The organism is Moraxella nasibovis (genome assembly GCF_029581575.1).
Lineage (GTDB): Bacteria > Pseudomonadota > Gammaproteobacteria > Pseudomonadales > Moraxellaceae > Moraxella > Moraxella nasibovis.
The window spans coordinates 203,550-224,669 of the sequence record NZ_CP089975.1 but is presented as its reverse complement, the minus strand read 5'-3'; the positions used below and the strand labels follow the sequence as shown (position 1 = coordinate 224,669).

Genomic DNA, 21,120 nt, shown 5'->3' with positions numbered 1-21,120 from the left:
ATTAATCAATCATCATCTTTGTCATTGTCATCGCCACGACCATCATTCTCACGGTCATCGTCATTATCACGGCGGTCATTATCATTGTCATCGCCACGATTGTCGTTCTCACGCTCATCGTTGTCATCATCACCGTCTTGACGGCTATCATTACCACGATTGTCATTGTCGTTATCACGCTCTTGGCGGTCGGACTGTTCGGTGCGTTCGTTTTCACGCTCGTTATTGTCGTTATTGCCAACCATACCACAAGCGGTTAAAAGAACCAACAAAACCGCCACCGACAAAGATTTTGCTAATTGAATGCTCATTGCTTATTCCTAGTTTTGTTCGTTTTCTTTTGGCAACCACTTCTCAAGCGCTTCTTTTTTATGGGCTTCATCAGCAAGCGGAAAACCCAATTTGGCACGAGCAATGGTATAATTCTCCGCCACTTTTCGTGCCAATGTCCGCACACGCAAAATAAATCTTTGGCGTTCGGTAACAGAGATTGCCCCACGAGCGTCAAGCAGGTTAAAACTGTGGCTTGCTTTTAACACCATTTCATAAGCAGGCAACGGTAAATTCACCCCCACAAGGCGGTCGGCTTCTTTTTCATAAAAATCAAACAAATCAAACAGTTTTTCGACATCGGCATATTCAAAGTTATAGGTCGATTGCTCCACTTCGTTTTGATGGAACACATCGCCATAGGTTACTTTGCCAAATTCGCCATCTGTCCACACAAGGTCATAAACGCTATCCACGCCTTGAATGTACATCGCCAGACGCTCCAAACCATAAGTAATCTCGCCCGTTACAGGGAAACACTCAATGCCGCCCACTTGCTGAAAATAGGTAAACTGCGTCACTTCCATACCATTTAGCCAGACTTCCCAGCCAAGCCCCCACGCCCCCAAAGTTGGCGACTCCCAGTTATCCTCCACAAAACGCACATCGTGGGTGAGCGTGTCAATGCCAAGTGCTTGCAGTGAACCCAAATACAGCTCTTGGATATTGGCAGGGTTTGGTTTTAGCACGACTTGGAATTGATAGTAATGTTGCAAACGGTTAGGGTTTTCGCCATATCGTCCATCGGTCGGACGGCGAGACGGCTGCACATAGGCGGCGTTCCATTTTTCGGGGGTTAAGGCTCTTAAAAAAGTCGCCGTATGAAAAGTCCCCGCCCCCATTTCCATATCATAAGGCTGTAAAATCACGCAGCCACGCTCTGCCCAGTAGTTTTGTAGGGTTAGGATAATTTCTTGGAAAGTTAAAGTCTTGCTCATGATTCATCACTCAATATTTGGGTAAATTTTGGTATTTTAGCATAAATTGCACGATAAAAAACAAAAACCACCTGTTTTAGGTGGTTTTTTGTCGTGGTGCGCTAAATTACGCCAATATCACACAGCCATCACACAGGGTGATCAATGGCATAAGACGCCGCCGTCGCCTCTGGCATGACCAGCCACATGACAAAGTATGCCAACGCCGCCATCGGCAGTGTGATGCCTGCACTTAAAATGATGATGGCAAAAAACAGCACACGCACTGTGGTGGGCGACCAGCCCAAATATTCAGCGATGCCGCCAAGCACGCCACCAAAAACACGATGCTGTACCGAACGATGTAGTTTTATCATTTTTTTCATGATGCTCTCTCCCTTATATCTTAAATCTTGATAAATACAATCCGCTGTCTGTCATTACTGCTATATTCATAACTATAATGACGATGGCTTATGTGATTAATTTATGGCTAAATTTGATAAATTTCAATGAAAATTTGTCTTTGGTTACCAAAGTACGACAGTTGCTTTGGGGTGATGGGATTATGTCAAGTTTTGTAAAGATTTGGTGTTTTATATGTTATAAAGGTGCATTTGGCTGTTTATCAATCAGACTCATGTAATGACTCATAGCACCTAAGATGCAGGAAATTTTAATTTTTAGGGTTTTGTTGGCGTCATTTTGTTATAATGACTGCCACACAAACACTTCTAGCCACTTTTATAGCCACTTTTTCAGATTCATCGGACGGCACATGACAGCGAGCATCGGACTACTCATCGGGCATTTTGAACCCTTGCACCTAGGACACCTAAGAGACATCAACACCGCAGCTGGGCTGTGTGGCACGCTGCACATCATCATCACACCCAGCACCAAAGCAAACGCACGCTTTACTCCTACCCTACAAGACAAGGCACGCTGGGTGCAGGTGGCGTGCCAAGATTTTGACTTCATCAAAGTACATACTACCGAAAGCCTCGATGTCACCTTGACGGGTGACTATGGCAAATGCGTCGAACTGAGTGAGAGTGCATTTGCCAAATTGGGCATCGGTCAGCACGAGTCTGTGAAGGTTTTTGTTAAAGATGGCAGCATGGCACATAGCCAAGCGAGCACTCAAACCAGCAACCAAACCGTCAAACTACCAAGCCACAGCTATGACGATGAAGAAATTTATGACAATCCCATCGCTCATTTTTATGACATCGCCCCTTCTGCCAGACCCAGCTATGTGCAGACGGTGTGTATCGTCGGTGGTGAAAGCTCTGGCAAGACCACTTTGGTGCATAAGCTGGCGGCTCATTATGGCGCAAGCGTCGCCCTTGAAATGGGTCGACTGTATGCCCATAGCGACCTAGGTGGTACTGAGACCGCTTTGCAGTACAGCGACTACACGCCCATCGCCATCAACCATGCGCGCGCCATTTATGATGCCAAAAAAAACGCCACCGCACCGATTGTGATGGTGGACACCGACTTTGCCACGACGCAGGCGTTTTGCGAGGAGTATGAGGGACGCAGCAATCCTGTGGTCGCCGCCCTCGCTGACGAACTGCGCATGGATTTTACCATCTATCTTGACAATAATGTCGAATGGGTGGCAGATGGCATCAGACGGCTTGGCAGTCAGTCACAGCGTACACGCTTTGCCAGTCGCATCTTGCAGATATTAGCTCGCCACGACATCACGCCCCACATCATCGATGATGCCGATTATCACACACGCTACGAGCAGGCGGTGCGTTTTATTGATACACATGTCTTGCATAAAGCGTGATTTTGTAGTTTAATGACATCACAATCTATAAAAAGACAAGGCACGATGCGCATGAAAGTGGCATTTTTGGATAACATCACAGGCAATGGAGAGCAAGACTGGTCATTACACTGGATCTTGACTTGGTTTGTCTTGGGTGCAAGCGCACTGTTCATCGGCTTTTGGCAAACCACCGAACATGCGCCGCTGGACTGGTTTTATCTTGGCGTGTCGATCGTCGGTCTTTTGTGCGTGGTTGGGCTGTCGTTTCGCAAAAATCTGCTTGGCAACGGTCTAGGTCTGCTTGCCACCGCAGGCGAAGTGGTCGTACAAGGCACTTCGGGTGCGGTCGGTCTGATGTTGGCGCCAATCTTTAACTTCTTTGCCCATCTGTATGGGATGGTCCAATGGCGTGAGCATACCGACGCAGACGGCAACATGATTCCAAAATCGGCAAGCAAATACCTCTGGGGCGTGACGCTGATTTTCATCGCCATTGGTTTGGCGCTGTTTCCCCATCTCAACGACTGGCTCATCGCCCAAGGCTATGGCGTGATTGAGGACGACGGCAGCAAATTTCTTGGCATCATTAGTTTTTTTTGGATCAATGTCATCGCCTTTGTGCTTTCCATCACCGCCCAAGTGACGATGATTCTGCGCTATTCGTTCAACTGGTGGCTGTGGATTTTGGTAAATGTGGTGTGGCTCGTTGTCAATCTCATGTCAGGCAACATCATCTTTGCCATTCAAACGATGATCTATCAGATCAACGCCATCGTAGGTCTGTACGGTTGGCAGCGCAGCGAACAGCGGCAAGCATAATCGCACGCAAAGCATTCACCAAAGCCAAGAAAGGCTTTTGGTGAATGTGAATTAAACTTCATATTTGGCAAGAAAAGGAGTATTTTATGTCATTATTTGTCAGCAAAAAATCGCTAAATACTTGGCTTACAGAGTATGCTGTCAGCCATCAAAATCACACCAACAAAAGCATTCATAACATCTGTGTGCCTGTGATTTTCCTAACCATCGTCGCTCTTATCATGGCAATCAGTCCGATCTTGATGGCAGTGATTGCCGCTGGCGTGCTGTTTTTTTATTTACGACTGTCCGTGCCGTTGTTCCTTGCGATGGCGGCATTCATCGCTTTGTGCGCAGGCTTTGTGTATGCAACAAACTGGCATTGGGGGGTGTGGGTCGGCATCTTTGTGCTGGCTTGGATTGGGCAGTTTGTCGGTCACAAAATCGAAGGGGCTAAGCCGTCTTTTTTTGAGGATTTGCAGTTTTTGCTCATCGGTCCTGCTTGGGTGGCGATGAATTTTATTAAAAAATAATCGGTGTTGGTTGTATTTTTGACAAATGTAAGGGTGGTGTTTGAGCTTGTAAATGATGGCTTTACCTTAACCACCCTAACCACCCTTAATTGTCATTTTTTACATGTGGCTTACAGCACAAAGCTCGCCCCACTCTTGGTGTTTTGTATTTAATTTAGCAGCATTTGCATTGTACATTTAAGGCTGCTTTAAGTACGGCCAAGCCGCTTTTAGATAAATCATCATCGACCACAGCGTCAAAATCACCGCAATCACCATCAGCACATAGCCAATCGTTTCAAGGCTTTGCCAATTCAATAGCAGCACCGAGATGGCGATCATCTGAAACGCCGTCTTTAACTTACCCACATAAGACACCGCCACGCTCGTGCGTGCGCCCAGCTCCGCCATCCACTCACGCAGCGCCGATACCGCAATCTCTCGTGAGATGATGACGATGGCACACACCGCCATGATGATGTTGGCGTGCCACTGCACCAAAATCACCAAAGCCGCCGCCACCATGAGCTTGTCCGCCACAGGATCCAAAAAACGCCCAAAAGCTGAGGTGATGTTTAGCCTGCGTGCCAGATAGCCATCTAGCCAGTCGGTGATTGCTGCCAAGATGAATAAAAAAGTCAATAAAAAATGCCTAAGCATGCTGTCGCTGTATTCTAGCATACCCAGCCTTGCGATGGCATTATTGGTGATGGCAGGCACACCAATCCCCAGCGCAGGTGGCCAGTAGGCAATGGCGATGAATAAAGGAATCATCACGATGCGAGCGATGGTGAGGTTATTGGGCAGATTAAAAATCGTATGTTTGGCGTGGCTTGACTGGGTCATGACAACTTATTTTTTAATGTTTAATGGATGTCTGGTAAAACTTTGCACATTTGCATGAATTTGATGATGCCATCGGTCGATGCACCAAAACTTGGCGATTCACGGCGCTTTATGATACCTTATTTTTAGAATTTTAGCGATGGATTTTGGCTAATTTTGCAAAAAAGCTTGGTGTGTTTTTAAGCATTTTGAAGGATTTGATGAAAAAACCGACAAAAATCATAAAATTTTTGATTTTTTTAAAAAAAGTTATTGACAGCGCACAAAAAATCTATATAATACGCACCCATGCAATGATGTATGTCATCTTAAATGATGAAAATTGCGGGAATAGCTCAGTTGGTAGAGCACAACCTTGCCAAGGTTGGGGTCGCGAGTTCGAATCTCGTTTCCCGCTCCAAATCTTACATCACACATTGCGGGAATAGCTCAGTTGGTAGAGCACAACCTTGCCAAGGTTGGGGTCGCGAGTTCGAATCTCGTTTCCCGCTCCAAATTTTTAAGCCCAATTCGAAAGAGTTGGGTTTTTTGTTGCTTGGATGATTGTATTCTTATGGCAAATTTTCACACCCACCTTGGTGTCGCTGCCACCGCAAGCACTGCCCTTGCCGCAGCTGGCGTCTATGCCAAAGTCTTTGGACTAACCACCGCCATACTTTGCGCCATCGTCGGTACGATTGGCGGGCTACTGCCTGACATCGATCTTGATCACTCAGCGCCCACCAAGCGTGGATTTTTCTTGGGCAGTCTCATCGCCTCCACGCTCATCGTCGTCCTCTACGCCAACGCCTACTATGGCAGCAGACTCATCTTGGACGCCCTCATGCTGTGGGCGGGGAGCTTCGTCATCATTCGCTATGTACTGCTTGATACTTTTAGCCGCCTGACTGTGCATCGTGGCGTGGTGCATTCGGTGCCATACATGGCGGTGTTTGCGCTATTATTGGTGCATGGGCTGTATTTTGGCATGAAGCTCACCGCATTCACCAGCTGGATGCTTGGGCTGTTTTTGTTGTTTGGCAGTCTTGTGCATCTGATGCTTGATGAGATTTATAGCGTCAATGCCTTTGGTCTGCGCCTAAAAAAATCCTTCGGCACAGCGTTTAAATTCATCGAATTTGACAAGCCCTTGCAGTATCTTGTACTGTACGTCATCGTCGCTGTGTTATTTTTTAAGGCGCCGCCCTATCAGGAGGTCTGGCGGATACTCAGCAGACTGACGCATTGATCTTAAAAACAACAGATGACAATCCAAACACTCAAAAAGACAGAGTGCTATTTTGACCTGATCGTCATCAAATCAAGCTTGATCCATGTGTCATGCAAGCACATAATACAGCCATGTTATCATTTATTTTTACATTTTTTGTACATATCTAATAAAATTTTTTTTATTATTTGCCTGAAAAAATGTTAATATATCCTCACAGTGGGTGGATTATATCCATCCATCACTAAAATCACCGATCACCTTCCCCTCCCCTTATATTGTATATTGGTTTAGATATCAGATACAAAAAAAAAGGGGGGGGGGGGAGGTTTTTGTTTTGTTTTTTTCTTAATTATTGAGTGATTATATGAACAGTATTTATAAGGTCATTTATAACCAAGCAACAGGTGCTTATCAAGCGGTGAGCGAGCTTGGTCGTGGTCGCAAAAAGACCAAATCAGTCAAATTCGCCCTAGTCGCAGCCAGCGTCATGATGGCAGGCACAGCGTCGGCGGATACTTATTTCCATGTAAACACTGGCGCTGCCGATCAGCCTGCTGGCAATCCTGACACCAATGAAGGCACGGTCGATGCTAAGGGTGGTGCTGTTGGTCAATATGCAGTCGCAGCAGGTATCGATGCTCAGGCGAAAGGATCTGCTGCCATTGCCATCGGTTTAAATGCAGGTAAGGACTCAGAAGGCACCCTTACTCGAAATACAATCATGATCGGTAATCATGCTGGAAATCTCTCATCATTAGAACAGGGTGTCTTGCTAGGTATTGGTGTTGGCACCAACCGAACAGGTGCTAATGTCATTGCTATTGGTGAGCATGCCGGCTCTTATCGCCCACCACAACTAGATGTGTTCAATCCACCAGAACCAGATGATCAAGTTCATTGGCAAGATCTTGGCTATACGACCAACGAAGTACTTAGTAATTCAACTGTGATAGGTCGTTTTGCCGGGCTTAATGCAACGGGATTTTCTAACGACTATTTAGGTTGGAATGCAGGCGAACTTAGACATGGCGATGCCAATATTGCGATGGGTCATCTGGCGGGTGCGGCAGCTGGAGGCTATCTTGACCATACTGGCTCAAGAGTGGGTGTCATTGGCAGTTACAATGTTGCATTAGGCGCTGCTTCTGGGCAAGGCATAAACGGTTACAATAATATTGCCATTGGCATTAACTCCAATCATAGCATTAATTTCTCAGAAGATAACAAAACCCCAACCAAATTAAACCCCGATGTAAAAGTCCCATATGTCAATGACGTCATCGCCATCGGTCAAGACACCACCGCCCAAAAAGACACCGCCATCGCCATCGGTAAAAATGCCAAGGCAGCAGTCGCTGAGGGTGATGTGGCACTGGGTGCAGACTCAGAGACTACCCAAGTAACACCAACTGCCAATGCAGCGGTCAATGGCATCACTTACAGCAACTTTGCAGGTAGTGCGCCGACCAGCGCAGTATCAATCGGCGCTGCTGGCAGCGAGCGTCAGCTTCAGAATGTCGCCGCAGGTCGTATCACAGCAGACAGCACCGACGCCATCAATGGCAGCCAGCTGTATGCCGTGGCGGATAAATTGGCTACCGTTGATGCCGCAGCAAACCGCACCAATTATTTCCATGTGAACACTGGCGCTGCCGATCAGCCTGCTGGCAATGCCACCACCAACGAAGGCCCTGTCGATGCCAAAGGTGGGGCGACGGCAACTGGTGCAATTGCAGCGGGTGTGAACGCTAAGGCAGTGAATTCACATGATGTCGCCATTGGTCAAAATGCCACAGCCCAATCAACTGCGGTTGGTGCGATCAGCATAGGCTTTGAAGCTAATGCGACAGCCAAAGAAAACGGAAGAGCTGCATATAGCCCAATTGCTATTGGAGCCAGATCAAGTGCAAAAGGTACACAGACTGTAGCCATTGGCTGGATGTCGCAGGCAACTAATGAGCATGCCACAGCTGTGGGCGGTGGTGCGACTGCATCGGGCTATAACTCATCTGTTGTCGGTAATTATGCACGAGCCACTCAGGAAAATGCTGCTGCTTTTGGCGGCAATGCTAAAGCACTTGGCCAAAATGCCACAGCTATCGGCACTTACTCCGAAGCTACTGCTACCGGTGCCATAGCTATCGGCACTTACTCCAAAGTTACTGCTACCGATGCCACAGCATTGGGCCCTGGTTCAAACGCCGCTCATTCAAGGTCGGTGGCATTGGGTGCAGACTCTCAAACGGCAAGAGCTGTTCGCACATCACAAGCAACCGTGAATGATATCACCTACTCAGGTTTTGCGGGTGCAAACCCAATCGCCACTGTCTCGGTGGGTTCTGCATTTGACAAACGCACCATCACCAATGTCGCCGCAGGTCGTATCACAGCAGACAGCACCGATGCCATCAATGGCAGCCAGCTGTACTTGGTGACCAAAGGCACGCTAGATCAGATGCCTATCATCTATACCGACACAGACGGCAATAAGCTTGTTAGATACCCAGATGGCAACTTCTATCCAGCAGACATCAATATATCTCCAAGCTTTAAATGGGATGAGGATCTGCAAGATTTCGTTCCTATCTACGCTGACCAAGATGGTAACGAAGTTCAACCTGTAACCAATGTCGTCGCCAGCATGAATGATGGTGATAATGTAGCAAACACTCCACGAGTGCTGCAAAATTTAACCAGCAACCTAAAAAATGACGCTCCACAAGGTTTGCTCAATCTAAACAACCCTGGTGTCAAAAACAGCACCGCAGCCACTGTGGGCGATCTGCGTAACATGGGCTGGATCGTCTCAGCTTCTGGCAACAGCTATACAGACACTGTCAAAAATGCCAACGAAGTGAAATTCATCGGTGCAAATGGCATCATTGTAAATGGCGAAACCAAAGACAATGTGCGTGAGATTACCGTCAAAGGTACGCTATTTGAGACCAAAGAAGTCGATAATGGCTATAAGATCATCATCACACAGCCTAATGGCGACAAACAAGAGATGACCGTGCTAAACGGCAAAGATGGTCAGGACGGTAAAGACGGCACTTCTGTCATTGCCACCGCACAGGATGATGGTAGCATCAAGGTTGAGAAAGTCGATGCCGATGGCAACAAAACCGAAGTTGGCACACTAACTCAAGGTCCTAAAGGGGATAAAGGCGAGACTGGCGCTCAAGGTCCTCAGGGTGAAGTAGGTCCACAAGGTTCACAAGGTCCACAAGGTGAAACTGGTGCAACTGGTCCGCAAGGTCCGCAAGGCGAAACTGGCGCTACTGGTCCGCAAGGTCCGCAAGGCGAGACTGGTCCACAAGGCGATAAAGGCGACACTGGCGCTCAAGGTCCGCAGGGTGAAGTAGGTCCACAAGGTGAGACTGGTGCAACTGGTCCGCAAGGCGAAACTGGTGCAACTGGTCCGCAAGGTCCACAAGGCGAGACTGGTCCACAAGGCGATAAAGGCGACACTGGCGCTCAAGGTCCTCAGGGTGAAGTAGGTCCACAAGGTCCACAAGGTCCTAAAGGCGAGACTGGCGCTGCTGGTCGTGATGGTGTAGACGGTCGTGATGGTGTAGACGGTCGTGATGGTGTAGACGGTCGTGATGGTGCGAACGCTGTCGCCTCTGTGACTAATAATAATGACGGCACGCACACCATCTCCATCACCGATGGCAATGGTCAGACAACGACCACCACCGTAAAAGATGGTGCCAATGGCTCAGGTGCAACTGTCCAAGTCAAAGGTGGTAATAATGTCACAGTTAATGAAGCTACTGCCAATGGCGAGACAACATATACCATTTCAGCTAAAGATACTTCAGCATCGGTATCGGAAGGCTCAACTGCTGTGACAGTCAAGCCAGGTGCAACGACAAAAGTCGGTACAACTGATGTTACAGGTTATGTTGTAGATCTGTCAACTGGCACCAAAAATGACATCAAAAAAGGTGTGGACGCATACGATACAGTAACAAACCAAGGTCTAACCTTTGCTGGCGACAGCGGTAGCACCAATGTGCAAAAACTAGGTAGCACAGTGAGTATTACAGGTGATAACAACATCACCACGAAAGCAGCTGGCGACGCCATCACTGTATCGCTGAATGACAGCATCACTGTCAAGAATGTCACCGCAACCGAGCAGCTAACTGTGGGTACGGGTAGTAATCAAGTAGTGCTAGATAATCGTGGTGTTAATGTCGGTAACAAAACCTACATCAGCAACAACGGCATCAATGCAAACAACCAAAACATCAGCAATGTCGCTGATGCCACACTGGACCACCACGCTGTGAACCTAGGTCAGCTAAAAGGTATGGCACAAAATATCTATACCGACATTGACCATCTGCACAACCGCATCGGTGATGTAGACCGCGCTGCCAAAGCAGGCATCGCCTCAGCGATGGCATTTGAGGAAGCACCGTTTGTGCCGGGCAAGTGGACCTACGCAGCAGGCGCCGCTCATTATAGCGGTGAGCAAGCCGTCGCTGTAACGCTCAAAAAGACCGCCGATAATGGTCGCTGGGCGTTTACAGGCGGCATGTCAAGAGCCACCGAAGGCGGCACTGGCGTACGCATCGGCGTAAGCGGCGTGATCGACTGATCATTGACAAAACACCTTGTGCTTGGCGGTCATGAGATCGTCAAGCACACTGACTTAATTTTTCAAAGAGACTGTTATGACATTTATCAAATCTTTCATCGCTGCGTCAGTATTTGCAGCAGCTGCGGCAAACGCAGCCTACATCACGCCTGCGCCTGATGACATTCGCTTTCCTGACTTTGAGAAAGCAAGCTATCTAAAACAAGTGCCACGCTACGAAGTGGCGGATGTGGCACGCCTTGATGTGGGCTTAACCAAAGATCACATTCGTCAAATTCTTGGCAATCCGCAATTCAATGAAGGCGTATTTGTCAATAATCAATGGAACTATGTCCTAGACATCCGTGTGCCAAACACCCAAGACTATGTGCGCTGTCAGCTGCGTGTCGATTATGACAAAAAAGTCGCTCAGGCGTTGTATTGGCGTGGCGAGAATGGCTGCTTTGAGCTACAAGAAAGTGCGCCTGTTGCTGCTACGCCTGCGCCTGTTGTCATTCCTGCGCCTATCATCACACCTGCCACTCCAATCATCAATGAAAAGATCAATTTGGGCGCTGATGCACTCTTTGCCTTTGACAAGTTCAGCCGTAGCGACATGCTACCAGCAGGACGCGCTTCACTTGATGAACTGGCGGCCAAACTGATCGCTTGGGAGCAGCGTGGCGACAGTCGTGTTACCATCACCGGTCATACCGACCGCTTAGGCGATGACACCTACAATCTTAATCTATCACAGCTGCGTGCTAATACCGTGCGTGCCTACTTGGTTGAGCGTGGCGTCAACCCTGCCACTTTGATTACGGCAGGTGCAGGCGAGTCAAGCCCTGTTGTACAGTGTGCTGACAACCTACCTCGCCGTCAGCTGATCGACTGCTTGCAGCCGAACCGCCGTGTCGAGGTGCATGTGGCCGTGTACGCTGTCGCCCCACAGCAAAACTGATCCTTTTGCGCACAAAAATAGGTTTAATGGACTCATTAAACCTATTTTTTTAACCTCTAATAACCCACATCTTATATTCACATCATCGGGCAAGCTTCTGACCTATTTTTTGCCCAAGCATCTACCCTCGCCTGCCCTTTCTAAATACCGCATCATCTTGATAAAAGGACACATCGCCATTGTCCCAAAAATACGGCACGCCCAAAATCGGCAAAGGCGATAAATCTCTTGGCGTCGCCCCATCAATGAGCCATTCGTCTAGCATCTTGGTGAGTATGTCATCCAAATCAGTCAGCTTGTCCGCCTGACTTTTGCCAAAAAACTCATCGGACACTTTGACAATCCAAGTGTGGCTACACAGTGGCTTTCTAGGCGTAATCAACTGTTCAAGCAGAGCATGACCAAAAATAAAGACCTGAGCCTTATCGCTGTCTTTTGGCGTGGTAGGATTGCACCAGCTTTGTCGTGGGGCGATGAGTGCATTTTGCCAATCAAAGTGCTTTAATGCCTGACCGACTTGCTCATCACTCACCACCAAAATCGCCCCATTTTCATCAAATATCGTGATGGCATCACGCACACGATTTCGCCCATGAGCGTTGGTGCCTTTTGCCATTTCACGAATGTGGGCTTGATTGAGCAGTGCTTTTGATTTTGGAAATACCGACCACACACACGCCCCAAACCAATCGTGTAGATTGTTTCTGGTGGGAATGTTGGCGGTATGAAAAATGTGCTGTTCGTACGCTGTGCCATGGGGCAGATCGTCCTGATTGACGAAGGTCAATGGCATCTGTGTTCCGTGTAACATCGGCATGATTTTTTGCTGCTCAAAATACACATTGAGCCAATCGGCAAGCTCGCCTGCCCATCTGTCTTTGGCAAATGTGCGATGAATATCCGCATAGGGCTTGAGCCAAATGGCGGTGCGGTCAATGGTGTCAAATTGTGTCAAAAAATCATTCATCATCTTGAATCATCAAATCAAAAAAGCGATTTATTGTATAATTTTTTCACGCCTTTGGCAGGATTTTTTATGATGGCAACGCATGGCTTAGATTTTTGGCATTAAAATAGGGACGAAAAATTTTTCGCCCCTACAAAAGCTACAAAAATGGCTTATTTTAATAGCAATTTATTAATGCGTTTTAGATAGCCTGCTGGATCATCAAGCTGTCCGCCGTCTGACAGCACTGCTTGATCAAAGATGACTTGGGCAAGATCATCAAAGTCTGTACTATTTTCAAGGCGAGTAATCAATGGGTGCGTTGGGTTGATTTCAAGGGTTGGCTTAACATCAGGTACGCTCTGACCCATCGCCTTTAACATCTGCACCATCTGCGGAGTCAGCTCGCCCTCGCCCACCACAAGACAGGCAGGAGAATCCACCAGACGGCTTGACACTCGCACATCTTTGGTGCGCTCGCCAAGCACGCCTTTTAGACGCTCCACCACAGGTTTTAGGCTCTCTTCGGCTTGCTTGACTTCCTCTTTTTCAGCTTCATCGGTCAAATCGCCCAAATCCACCGCCCCTTTGGCAATGTTTTGCAGTGGCGTGCCATCAAATTCTGTCAGAAAGTTCATCGCCCATTCATCGACACGAGCGGTCATCAAAATGACCTCAATGCCTTTTTTGTTGAATAATTCTAGCTGTGGGCTGTTTTTGGCAGCGGTCAAATTATCAGCGGTCAGATAATAAATCGCCTTTTGCCCCTCTTTCATGCGTGCCTTATAATCAGCAAAGCCTGTCGCAAGCTGGCTATTTTGGCTCGTGGCATAACGAAGCAACTTAGCAATGCGTTCTTGATTTGGCATATCTTCGCCCAAGCCTTCTTTTAGCACATCACCAAACTCAGCATAGAACGCCTTAAATTTATCTTGCTTTTCGCTCTCTTCTGAATTGGCAAGACTGGCAAGCAAAGTCAGCACACGGCGGGCATTACCATCACGGATCGCCTTGACATCTTTGCTTTCTTGCAAAATCTCACGGCTGACATTAAGCGGCAAATCCTGACTGTCAATCACACCTTTGACAAAGCGCAAATACATCGGCAGCAGTTGTTCAGCGTCATCCATGATAAAGACGCGTTTGACATACAGTTTAAGCCCTCGCTGCTGCTCTCGTGCGTACAAATCCATCGGTGCTTTTGATGGAATGTACAACAACTGAGTATATTGCACACGCCCTTCTACTCGGTTGTGCGTCCAAGTCAATGGGTCAGCAAAGTCATAGCTGAGCGTCTTATAAAACTCATTGTACTCATCGGTCGTAATGTCATTTGCCGAACGAGTCCATAGGGCAGATGCCTTGTTGATGGTTTCGTACTCATCAGTAGTAACATATTGCCCTTTGCCAGCGATGGGGTTGCCCTCATCATCCAGCTCTTCTTGCCACTCTTGTTTACGCATACAAATAGGCAGGCTAATATGATCAGAATATTTATTGATGAGTGAAGTGATTTTGTAGCGATCAAGATAATTTTGCTCGCCTGTGGTGTACTCATCTTTTAAGTGCAAGGTGATGGTCGTGCCACGATTTGGCTTGTCAATGCTTTGGGTGGTAAATTGTCCTGTGCCATTAGACTCCCAGCGCACACCCTGATCTGACGACTCGCCTGCCTTACGGCTCTCAACGACAATTTTATCCGCCACAATAAAGCCAGAATAAAAGCCCACGCCAAACTGTCCGATCAGCGCACCGTCTTTTTTATCCGCTTCTGACAGCTTATCCAAAAATGCCTTTGTGCCTGATTTGGCAATCGTGCCTAGGTTTTCAATGGCATCCGCCTCATTCATGCCGATGCCATTATCGCTGATGGTCAAGGTTTTGGCGGCAGGATCGATGTCAATGGTTACTTTTAATTCGCCATCATTTTCATACAGGCTGCCGTCCGAAGTCGCCAAAAAACGCAGTTTATCGCAAGCATCGGACGCATTTGACACCAGCTCACGGATGAAAATGTCCGCATTAGAATACAAAGAATGCGTTACCAAATGCAACAGCTGAGTAACTTCGGTTTCAAAATGATGGGAGGTCGGATTTGACATAAGATACTCCTATTTTTAATGCAATGTTTAATCAATGCCATAAAAATAAGGATGGTTTGGCGTTTTTCAAGTCAGAACATGGGCAATCAAAACAACTGTGGCACTAACACCTCTCATCCGCCTGACAGCTTTGATAAATCATCGCAAGCCCATGCACAAGCGATGGATAGGCGTTCATGCCGTGATTGAAATTTGGATGAAAACTAAAATCCACCTGCGCGCCTGTCAAACAGTGTGCCAAAAACTGAGCCATCTGATGAGCCAGACTGTCTGTTACGCCAAAGGCATTTAGGCTTGGGTCTTTGTGTGTAGCACTAAGCTCATGCTCGCCTAAGGTAATGAGTATATGGCGGATATTGGGTGTGGCAATGAGGGCATCTTTGTAAGCCAAAATACTTTTGTCGTTCCACCAAATCGAAGGGCTGGCAATGACATAATGATTAAAACTTTGCCCATGTTTCATCAGCACATACAGCCCAAACAGTCCGCCAAAAGAATGCCCCACCAAGCTGCGATGGTTTGGGTTGATGCCAAATTTATCATCAAGCATGGGGGTCAGTTCTTGCTCAATAAACTCATAAAACCGCTCCGCCCCACCAAAGGCGGTCTGCTCGCCTTTGGGCTTAGGATAGCTGTCAGCAGGGGGTGTATAATCGTGCGCACGATTGGCAATATCAAACTGTTTGTCTGTAGGGTAGCCGATACCGACTATCATGAGTGATTTTGGCTGTGTTTGGGCAGGTCTGCCATGCAGCATCTGGGCGATGGACACACTGGGGGCAAAAAACGCATTGCCATCAAGCACATAAACCACAGGGTAGCCATTGGCAGGACGCTCACCGATGGTGGCGACCTGTATGAGATAATCTTTATTGGTGATGGCAGAGCGCATGAGCCTTTGACTGGCTTGGGGTATGATGACGGCTTGCCAGTCTGTATCGTCTGTCTGCATGGGGTATCCCTTATCGGTGGCTGCTGCGTGACCTGCCGTCATGACAGTCATCATGGCAAAAAGCACACCGCTTAGCGATCGCTTGTTATTGTAAAAAAGACCCTTAAAACTCATATTTTAAACTGGCAAAATACGCACGCCCTGTCTCATTATAGGTTTGGTTAATGCTGTTATCACGCAGCAGCTGCTTGTCAAATAAGTTATTCACCCCAATACGACCTTGTAGATTGCCATTAAAGCGATAGCCTGCATTGACAGAGACGGTATTATAACTGCGTACATCAGGTCCGTTTAGCTGACCGACTTCGATGACATTTTGAGCATTGCGGCGTACCTTTTGTCGCCCATACTGCGTAAACACCACATTCATGTCCCAATCATCATTAAAATCATAGCCAAAGACAGAGTTCCATGTATAATTTGGCACCAATGATAACGGGTCGCCTGTCTGTTTGTCCACCGACTTCATCATATAAGTGATGTTATTGGTCCAGCGTGCTTGATCCTTTGTCCATGTGATGCTGCCCTCCAAGCCTGATATGGTCGCCTGTGGGGCGTTTTCCCATTTTAGCAGACGATAAGTGTCCGCCCCAATGACTGTTGTGTCATGCACCGCACTGCCTGCCACAATTTTATCTTTATAATCATTATGAAAATAAGTTAAGCTAGCATTAATATTGTCTTGTTTGTATTGTACGCCAAGCTCGGTGTTGAGTGAGGTTTCTGGTTTTAGGTCATCATTGCCCTGCAAGATACAGCGAAATCTATTGCCCAGATAGACAGGACACCCCTGACCACGAGTGTAGAGCAGATAGCCGCTTGAATTTTGATACAAATTGGGCGCTTTATACGCACGAGCCACGCCTGCTTTTACCGTCCAAGCGTCATTGAACTTGTGGGTGAGGTTTAATGCTGGGCTAAAATTACTGCCTGATTTATTGTGGTGGTCGTAACGAGCCGATAGCACCAAATTGGTGTCATCTGAAAGTTGCAAATTATCCTCTGCATAGACAGAGGCAATGCGTGAGGTCATCTTGCTTCTGTCGCCAGAGGTGTAATAGTCGGCAAATATCGCTCGTCTGTCCGTGCCTGTGGCTGTACCCTCATCGGTGTTGGCGGTGTCTATGAGCTTATCATGCACATATTCTGCCCCCAATGTGAGCTTCTGTGGCACGCGCACCATCAAAGGCAAAGTCAGCTCACCGTGCAGTCTTTTGGTGTCAAGTTTGGTGTTTTCAAATGCCAAACTGGTAATCACCCCCTCAGGACCGCCTGCCAAACCTTCGTTTAGACGAGTGTTTTTGGTTTTATCATATTGAGCAGTCAAGCTGACATCACCCCAATCAAATTCGCCATCATAGCTTAGTGCGTAGCCATCACGACGCATGATGTTGGTCTGACTGCCCAAAAGAGAGTTTAGCAGTGCGTTACTGGTATTTTGGGCAGAAGTTGGGTCTGTCAAAGTCGCATCACGGTTGGAGTGCTGTGTGTCTCCTGCATATTCATTGCCCTGACGACCATAAGTGGCATCAAAATTAAGCGTGTGCTTAGGGCTTATCTCATAGCTTAGGCGTATGCCTGCATCTTTATTTTCTACGCCCTCACGCCCTGCCGCTCGTGCCATATAATAAGTGCCATTGGCATTATAATAACGCACCAAAGGATTGATATTAGGGTCATCCATCTTTGTTTTGTTAAAATTACCATAAAGACGCACGCCCAGTTTATCGGTCAATGAGCCACCAAGATTGGCACTGATACGCCGACTGTCGCCCTCTTGACTGTCATCTGGCTGATTGGTGTACAGCTCAACAGAGCCATGCAAACCCTCGGTGGTTTTTTTGGTGATGATGTTCACCACCCCGCCCATCGCCCCACTGCCATAGCGAGCAGCGGCAGGACCTCTGATGACCTCGATGCTTTGGATTGCCGCCGCTGGCACCCACTGCGAGTCGCCACGAGTATCACGCTCGCCACGCCAGCCATAACGCACGCTATTGCGTGATGTAATCGGCTTGCCATCGACCAAGATGAGCGTATTTTCAGGACCCATGCCTCGAATATCAATCTGCCGCTGGTTGCCACGCTGACCTGTTGCCGAGTTACCTGTTAGATTGACACCTGGCATTTTTCGTACGATTTCTGAGATGTCGCTGGCAACAGGCGTGCGTTCAAGGTCGCCCTCGCTGATGTTTGACACGCCAAGCGACTGCTTCACCTGTCTTTGGGCGGTAATGACCATGGGTTCTAGCTCAACACTTGGAAGATCGTCATCGCTGACGGCTTGGGTCTGTGCCATTGCTGCCATACTCATGAATGATAGCAGGCAGACGGATAATGCTTTTGGGCGAAAATGTGGCATGGTTTATCCTCATTTGGTTAATACAGAGTGAAACAATTATACTGATACTTTATGATAATGTAAATAATAAATATTCTTATTATTAATACATTAAAAAATTTTGAATAAACATTCTTTTTATACATCTATCACATTTTGAAAAAATAATTTATTCTAGTTCTAGATGGCATGATGGTTTAAACTCAAAAACCATCACAACCATTCACCCCCCAAGCCTATCAAAGGATGGCTATTTTTGTTCAAGTTTGACAAGCTCAGGGTGAGAGGAAATCCTAGTTTTATTTTAAGTTTAATTGCTTACAATTAAAAAAAGCAGATCAACACAATCCTAACAATGCGGTCAATATAAATAGATTGGCTTATTGCCATAAAGACGATCTCATCACCACATCACAGCAGACAGGGCTGCGTTCTCTAAACAGCCATTTCAGCAACAATCTACTACTATTTTTGCTACCATAGCCTCTCTTGCAATCGTTTTATATCTCAAAGACTTGTATAAAACCCCCTTTATTGTCATAATAAGCCCAAACTTTTTACCGCAACAGTTTTAGGGAAAAATCATGTTAGCAAAACGCCTTATCCCCTGCCTTGATGTTGAAAATGGTCGTGTCGTCAAAGGGGTAAATTTTGTTGATATTAAAGACGCAGGCGACCCTGTGCAAGTCGCCACTCGCTACAACGATGATGGTGCCGATGAGATCACCTTTCTTGACATCACCGCCACCAGTGATGGGCGAGACACCACTTATCAGATGGTTGAACAAATCGCCAAAAACATTTTCATTCCACTCACTGTTGGCGGTGGCGTGCGTAAGATTGACGACATCAGAAATCTACTAAACGCTGGAGCGGACAAAGTCGGCATCAACTCTGCTGCCATCACCAATCCTGATTTGGTGAATGATGCTGCCGCTCGCTTTGGCTCTCAGTGCGTGGTCGTCTCCATTGATGCCAAGCGAGTCATCAAAGCGGACGGCACGATTGGCTTTGAAATATTCACGCATGGCGGTCGCCGTGCAACAGGCATTGATGCGATACAATGGGCGGTTGAGATGACTAAGCGAGGGGCAGGCGAGCTACTGGTTACCAGCATGGACGGCGACGGCACACGAGCAGGCTATGATTTGCTACTGACACGCACCATCAGCGACCTTGTCAATATTCCTGTCATCGCATCTGGCGGTGTGGGCAACTTACAGCACCTAGCCGATGGCGTACTCAAAGGCGGTGCCGATGCGGTGCTGGCGGCGAGCATTTTTCACTTTGGCGATCACACCATCGGCGAGGCCAAAGCGTTCATGGCAAGTCAGGGCATTCCAGTCAGACTGATTGGGCAAAATTTGTAAATAACGCCAACCAAAATGTAGGGTGGGCTGCCATTTTTGGCGTAACTATTTGAATTTGTTGGGTTTCGTGCCTCAACCCAACCTACGACATCACATCATTCTGTGGCAATTTTATCATTCGGCTGGTATAAACCATCGCCCATCAACCAAAATACCAACGACAGCCCAATGAGCCAATCATCTGGGCAAAATGGCGTTTTATCCACCAAAAAACGCCCTATTTTTGTCAAAATATGCTATCATAAGCAGTAATTTTTTAAACAATTTCACAACGAGTTCATCATGAATTACACAGCCCAAAAATCTGCCGTCAGCCACATTGACGGTGCCTTAGACCAAAGCCAAAACCTGAAAATCGCCATTGCGGTCGGTCGTTTTAACGGCTTTTTGGTAGAAAGTTTGGTAGAAGGTGCGTTAGATGCCCTACTTCGCCACGGCGTACAAGGCGAGAACATCACCGTCGTGCGAGTACCGGGGGCGTTTGAGCTGCCTTTGACCGCCAAAAAACTGGCGACTTCTGGCAAATTTGATGCCATCGTGGTGTTGGGTGCGATCATTCGTGGGGCGACACCGCACTTTGACATCGTGGCAAGCGAGAGTGCCAAAGGTCTGTCAAAAGTCGCTCTAGATCACGACATTCCTGTGATTAACGGCATCCTTACCACCGAAAACATCGAACAGACCATTGAGCGCGCTGGCACCAAAGCAGGCAACAAAGGCTTTGAAGCAGCGATGACCGCCATCGAAATGGCAAGCGTATTAAAAGCGATTTAAGTCAAATCGTTGATGTGGGGCTTTAGGGTGAATGATATTCGCCCAATGCCACGCATCGCAATTTTTATTTCCCATTGGGTGACGACCCCAGTGTAGCACTATTTTTAAGGCATTTTATGAACACCACTTCCCAAAACGACCAATTTGACATCAGCGAATCAGGCTACAAAACCACGCACACCGCCGTGCGTAAGGCTCGCCGTTTTGCCCTGCAAGGTCTGTACGAATGGCTTTTGACCGACTATCGTTTTGCCAGTGAGCAACGAGATTTGTTGGGCGGTAACGAACCGCACGCCATCGCCGCTCGCACCAGAGCCGACAACGCCATGCACACCGTGCATTTGGGCTATTATCACGAGCTGATGCGTCAGATTCCTGAGCAAGCAGGCGAGCTGATTATGGAAATCTCTCGTTATCTTGATCGCAGTTTCGATCGCCTTGATGTGATTGAGCGTGCGGTACTGCTTATCGGTGCGTACGAACTCAAATACAGCCTGCACATTCCTTATAAAGTGGTGCTGGATGAAGCCATGCAACTCAACACCTATTTTGGGGCGACAGACGCACACAAACTCATCAATGCCGTGCTTGACCGCTATGCCAAAGAAGTGCGTACTGATGAAAAAAATGGCAAAAAGCCACAGCCAAGCGACAATCTGCCAAATCTCGGCTGACCTACAAAAT

The 21,120-nt window shown here is 47.5% G+C and carries 17 protein-coding genes and 2 tRNA genes; 11 read left to right on the top strand and 8 right to left on the bottom strand.

The window, feature by feature from the left end; translation table 11 throughout:
• Positions 1-5: 5 nt before the first annotated feature.
• The 3 genes from LU290_RS01000 to LU290_RS00990 form a co-directional block, all read right to left on the bottom strand.
• Positions 6-311, bottom strand: a complete 306-nt coding sequence (locus tag LU290_RS01000) for a hypothetical protein (protein ID WP_277808727.1) — start codon at positions 309-311, stop codon at positions 6-8.
• Positions 312-320: 9 nt separating this feature from the next.
• Positions 321-1,268, bottom strand: coding sequence for a glycine--tRNA ligase subunit alpha (glyQ, locus tag LU290_RS00995; RefSeq protein ID WP_277808726.1), 948 nt, complete (start codon positions 1,266-1,268; stop codon positions 321-323).
• A gap of 128 nt (positions 1,269-1,396) precedes the next feature.
• Positions 1,397-1,633: a PspC domain-containing protein gene (locus LU290_RS00990; RefSeq protein ID WP_277808725.1), complete on the bottom strand. Its 237-nt coding sequence runs from the start codon at positions 1,631-1,633 to the stop codon at positions 1,397-1,399.
• Positions 1,634-2,025: 392 nt separating this feature from the next.
• Between LU290_RS00990 and nadR the strand changes: the two genes are divergently transcribed.
• The 3 genes from nadR (at position 2,026) to LU290_RS00975 (ending at position 4,364) form a co-directional block, all read left to right on the top strand.
• Entirely contained in the window at positions 2,026-3,051 is a 1,026-nt protein-coding gene (nadR, locus tag LU290_RS00985) for a multifunctional transcriptional regulator/nicotinamide-nucleotide adenylyltransferase/ribosylnicotinamide kinase NadR (RefSeq protein WP_277808724.1), read from the top strand.
• Between the two features lie 51 nt (positions 3,052-3,102).
• Positions 3,103-3,852, top strand: coding sequence for a nicotinamide riboside transporter PnuC (pnuC, locus tag LU290_RS00980; RefSeq protein ID WP_277809524.1), 750 nt, complete (start codon positions 3,103-3,105; stop codon positions 3,850-3,852).
• An 86-nt stretch (positions 3,853-3,938) separates the two neighbouring features.
• Entirely contained in the window at positions 3,939-4,364 is a 426-nt protein-coding gene (locus LU290_RS00975; protein ID WP_277808723.1) for an Mpo1 family 2-hydroxy fatty acid dioxygenase, read from the top strand.
• A gap of 177 nt (positions 4,365-4,541) precedes the next feature.
• Here the strand turns inward: LU290_RS00975 and pgsA are convergent, their stop codons facing one another.
• Positions 4,542-5,189, bottom strand: a complete 648-nt coding sequence (gene pgsA / locus LU290_RS00970) for a CDP-diacylglycerol--glycerol-3-phosphate 3-phosphatidyltransferase (RefSeq protein ID WP_277808722.1) — start codon at positions 5,187-5,189, stop codon at positions 4,542-4,544.
• A gap of 324 nt (positions 5,190-5,513) precedes the next feature.
• Between pgsA and LU290_RS00965 the strand changes: the two genes are divergently transcribed.
• The 5 genes from LU290_RS00965 (at position 5,514) to LU290_RS00945 (ending at position 11,951) form a co-directional block, all read left to right on the top strand.
• A tRNA-Gly gene (locus tag LU290_RS00965) sits at positions 5,514-5,589 on the top strand.
• Between the two features lie 18 nt (positions 5,590-5,607).
• Positions 5,608-5,683 (top strand) — tRNA-Gly (locus tag LU290_RS00960).
• 59 nt (positions 5,684-5,742) lie between these two features.
• Positions 5,743-6,417: a metal-dependent hydrolase gene (locus LU290_RS00955; protein WP_277808721.1), complete on the top strand. Its 675-nt coding sequence runs from the start codon at positions 5,743-5,745 to the stop codon at positions 6,415-6,417.
• 349 nt (positions 6,418-6,766) lie between these two features.
• Positions 6,767-11,011 carry an ESPR-type extended signal peptide-containing protein gene (locus LU290_RS00950; protein WP_277808720.1) on the top strand — a complete coding sequence of 1,415 codons (4,245 nt, stop codon included), beginning with the start codon at positions 6,767-6,769 and terminating at the stop codon, positions 11,009-11,011.
• Positions 11,012-11,087: 76 nt separating this feature from the next.
• Entirely contained in the window at positions 11,088-11,951 is an 864-nt protein-coding gene (locus LU290_RS00945; protein WP_277808719.1) for an OmpA family protein, read from the top strand.
• Between the two features lie 121 nt (positions 11,952-12,072).
• Here the strand turns inward: LU290_RS00945 and LU290_RS00940 are convergent, their stop codons facing one another.
• The 4 genes from LU290_RS00940 to LU290_RS00925 all read right to left on the bottom strand — a co-directional run bounded on the left by LU290_RS00940 (position 12,073) and on the right by LU290_RS00925 (position 18,313).
• Positions 12,073-12,921: a DUF3025 domain-containing protein gene (locus tag LU290_RS00940; RefSeq protein ID WP_277808718.1), complete on the bottom strand. Its 849-nt coding sequence runs from the start codon at positions 12,919-12,921 to the stop codon at positions 12,073-12,075.
• 149 nt (positions 12,922-13,070) lie between these two features.
• Positions 13,071-14,999, bottom strand: a complete 1,929-nt coding sequence (gene htpG / locus LU290_RS00935; protein WP_277808717.1) for a molecular chaperone HtpG — start codon at positions 14,997-14,999, stop codon at positions 13,071-13,073.
• A 103-nt stretch (positions 15,000-15,102) separates the two neighbouring features.
• Positions 15,103-16,005: an alpha/beta hydrolase gene (locus LU290_RS00930; RefSeq protein ID WP_277808716.1), complete on the bottom strand. Its 903-nt coding sequence runs from the start codon at positions 16,003-16,005 to the stop codon at positions 15,103-15,105.
• Positions 16,006-16,054: 49 nt separating this feature from the next.
• Positions 16,055-18,313 (bottom strand): FepA family TonB-dependent siderophore receptor, encoded by a 2,259-nt coding sequence (locus LU290_RS00925; protein ID WP_277808715.1) that lies wholly within the window; start codon positions 18,311-18,313, stop codon positions 16,055-16,057.
• A gap of 563 nt (positions 18,314-18,876) precedes the next feature.
• Between LU290_RS00925 and hisF the strand changes: the two genes are divergently transcribed.
• The 3 genes from hisF (at position 18,877) to nusB (ending at position 21,110) form a co-directional block, all read left to right on the top strand.
• Entirely contained in the window at positions 18,877-19,662 is a 786-nt protein-coding gene (gene hisF / locus LU290_RS00920) for an imidazole glycerol phosphate synthase subunit HisF (protein ID WP_277808714.1), read from the top strand.
• A gap of 279 nt (positions 19,663-19,941) precedes the next feature.
• Positions 19,942-20,436 (top strand): 6,7-dimethyl-8-ribityllumazine synthase, encoded by a 495-nt coding sequence (ribH, locus tag LU290_RS00915; protein ID WP_277809523.1) that lies wholly within the window; start codon positions 19,942-19,944, stop codon positions 20,434-20,436.
• Between the two features lie 116 nt (positions 20,437-20,552).
• Positions 20,553-21,110, top strand: a complete 558-nt coding sequence (gene nusB, locus LU290_RS00910) for a transcription antitermination factor NusB (protein ID WP_277808713.1) — start codon at positions 20,553-20,555, stop codon at positions 21,108-21,110.
• The last annotated feature ends 10 nt before the right edge of the window (positions 21,111-21,120 follow it).

Excerpts from the sequence above, each read along its gene's own strand:
- LU290_RS01000 (WP_277808727.1), bottom strand. The coding sequence starts at position 311 with ATGAGCATTCAATTAGCAAAATCTTTGTCGGTGGCGGTTTTGTTGGTT.
- glyQ (WP_277808726.1), bottom strand. The coding sequence starts at position 1,268 with ATGAGCAAGACTTTAACTTTCCAAGAAATTATCCTAACCCTACAAAAC.
- LU290_RS00990 (WP_277808725.1), bottom strand. The coding sequence starts at position 1,633 with ATGAAAAAAATGATAAAACTACATCGTTCGGTACAGCATCGTGTTTTT.
- nadR (WP_277808724.1), top strand. The coding sequence starts at position 2,026 with ATGACAGCGAGCATCGGACTACTCATCGGGCATTTTGAACCCTTGCAC.
- pnuC (WP_277809524.1), top strand. The coding sequence starts at position 3,103 with ATGAAAGTGGCATTTTTGGATAACATCACAGGCAATGGAGAGCAAGAC.
- LU290_RS00975 (WP_277808723.1), top strand. The coding sequence starts at position 3,939 with ATGTCATTATTTGTCAGCAAAAAATCGCTAAATACTTGGCTTACAGAG.
- pgsA (WP_277808722.1), bottom strand. The coding sequence starts at position 5,189 with ATGACCCAGTCAAGCCACGCCAAACATACGATTTTTAATCTGCCCAAT.
- LU290_RS00955 (WP_277808721.1), top strand. The coding sequence starts at position 5,743 with ATGGCAAATTTTCACACCCACCTTGGTGTCGCTGCCACCGCAAGCACT.
- LU290_RS00950 (WP_277808720.1), top strand. The coding sequence starts at position 6,767 with ATGAACAGTATTTATAAGGTCATTTATAACCAAGCAACAGGTGCTTAT.
- LU290_RS00945 (WP_277808719.1), top strand. The coding sequence starts at position 11,088 with ATGACATTTATCAAATCTTTCATCGCTGCGTCAGTATTTGCAGCAGCT.
- LU290_RS00940 (WP_277808718.1), bottom strand. The coding sequence starts at position 12,921 with ATGATGAATGATTTTTTGACACAATTTGACACCATTGACCGCACCGCC.
- htpG (WP_277808717.1), bottom strand. The coding sequence starts at position 14,999 with ATGTCAAATCCGACCTCCCATCATTTTGAAACCGAAGTTACTCAGCTG.
- LU290_RS00930 (WP_277808716.1), bottom strand. The coding sequence starts at position 16,005 with ATGATGACTGTCATGACGGCAGGTCACGCAGCAGCCACCGATAAGGGA.
- LU290_RS00925 (WP_277808715.1), bottom strand. The coding sequence starts at position 18,313 with ATGCCACATTTTCGCCCAAAAGCATTATCCGTCTGCCTGCTATCATTC.
- hisF (WP_277808714.1), top strand. The coding sequence starts at position 18,877 with ATGTTAGCAAAACGCCTTATCCCCTGCCTTGATGTTGAAAATGGTCGT.
- nusB (WP_277808713.1), top strand. The coding sequence starts at position 20,553 with ATGAACACCACTTCCCAAAACGACCAATTTGACATCAGCGAATCAGGC.